The organism is Aeromonas sp. Prich7-2, from assembly GCF_017939255.1.
Taxonomy (GTDB): domain Bacteria; phylum Pseudomonadota; class Gammaproteobacteria; order Enterobacterales; family Aeromonadaceae; genus Aeromonas; species Aeromonas caviae.
In genome coordinates, this window is the sequence record NZ_JAGKRI010000207.1 from 1 (window position 1) to 1,246 (window position 1,246).

Sequence of the window (1,246 nt, forward strand, 5' to 3'; positions counted from 1 at the left end):
GGCTAATCGCAGCTTCAAGGATTACGACGACATCCTTGATGCCTGCACATCGGCCTGGAAGCACTTTATTGCCGATGTGGAGCGGGTGATGTCACTTTGTAGCCGAGATTGGATAAAACTGACCTAATGTTTAATCCGATTGGTATAAGCTCGCTAGAAGGTGAAGATCATCAAGCGAGGAAAATGGTGAGTGGGCATCAACTCAATGAATTCATTTTTTTAATGCTTTCGCCAATTCGATAGCAAGGTCTTTAACCGCAGCAGCATCCAAAGGATTATCCGCAGTATGTGCCTCCACGGCTTTTCCGAAGTATGAGGGGGTAAGTTGCTCGCGAATTTTTACCTTTTTATCTTCTGGCATGAGTTCAATGAAAGGCCCAATTGATGCAAGTTCGAGTTCAGTTTGTCTCGCTCGGTCGGAGTTAGTCCGATGGCGGGCTGATTCACGAGCCGTATACCAGGCTGGAGCTGTGATCGCGATAGCGTATAGAAGGCGAATTGCAACAGACCACGCGTTTTCGGACGAGAAAGGTTGTCCCCAAAATTTAATGAATGTTGCGCCAGCGACAAGAACACCGGCACCAAATATTGCGACAGTAACCCAGCGCCAGAAATTGGCTTGCGTTGCTTCGGTATTTGCAATTTGCTGATAGTTTCCGGTGACGCCAATATTACCGACGACTTGAACAAGGCGAGCAGCTTGATTGCGCTGATTCTCTAGGTAGTCAATTAGTGCATCGCTCTCAATTTTGGCGTTAGCCTCGAAAGACTTGAACTCCTTTTTCAGTTCAGTAAGGGCTGTTTCAAAGATGGTTGCTCGATCCGTTTCCTTCTGAGCAAAAAGCTGCTCAAGCTTCGCAACAGTGGCGGCGGCTTCAGCTCGTTCCTTGGCAGCCCCTTCAGTAAGCGCACCAAGCTGAACCACTTGTTCTTCGGTTTTGGTAGTAAGTTCTTGAAGCTTGCTGGCTAGATGATCTCGCTGTGCTACGAGCTGCCTAACGGATTCGCGTGATACAGTAGCTTGAGCTTCGAGCAAACTAGAGAGCGAGTCCTGAGACAGGCTCTGAAGCTGCGGTACAAAACCCCAAAGATAGGGAAGTATCATGTACAGGATCTTTAGCTACAACCAATTGAAATAGATAGAAAAAAGGCTTCGTTTGTGATCTGATTTAATCGCAAAAAAAAACCGACACGCCCGAAGCCATGACTATTATCAATGCAACCCAGTACCTCAAGCAACTTCTTA

General features: G+C 47.0%; 1 protein-coding gene and 1 pseudogene. One reads left to right on the forward strand and one right to left on the reverse strand.

Going from position 1 to position 1,246, the window contains the following annotated elements; genetic code table 11:
* Positions 1–127 (forward strand): annotated as a pseudogene (locus tag J9892_RS24825) (IS630 family transposase); the annotation flags it as partial.
* Between the two features lie 84 nt (positions 128–211).
* Here J9892_RS24825 and J9892_RS20630 read toward each other — a convergent pair.
* Positions 212–1,105, reverse strand: a complete 894-nt coding sequence (locus J9892_RS20630) for a hypothetical protein (protein ID WP_210538825.1) — start codon at positions 1,103–1,105, stop codon at positions 212–214.
* Positions 1,106–1,246: the final 141 nt, after the last annotated feature.

Bases quoted from the DNA above. Each gene is read 5' to 3' on its own strand.
- J9892_RS20630 (WP_210538825.1), bottom strand. From the start codon at position 1,105: ATGATACTTCCCTATCTTTGGGGTTTTGTACCGCAGCTTCAGAGCCTG.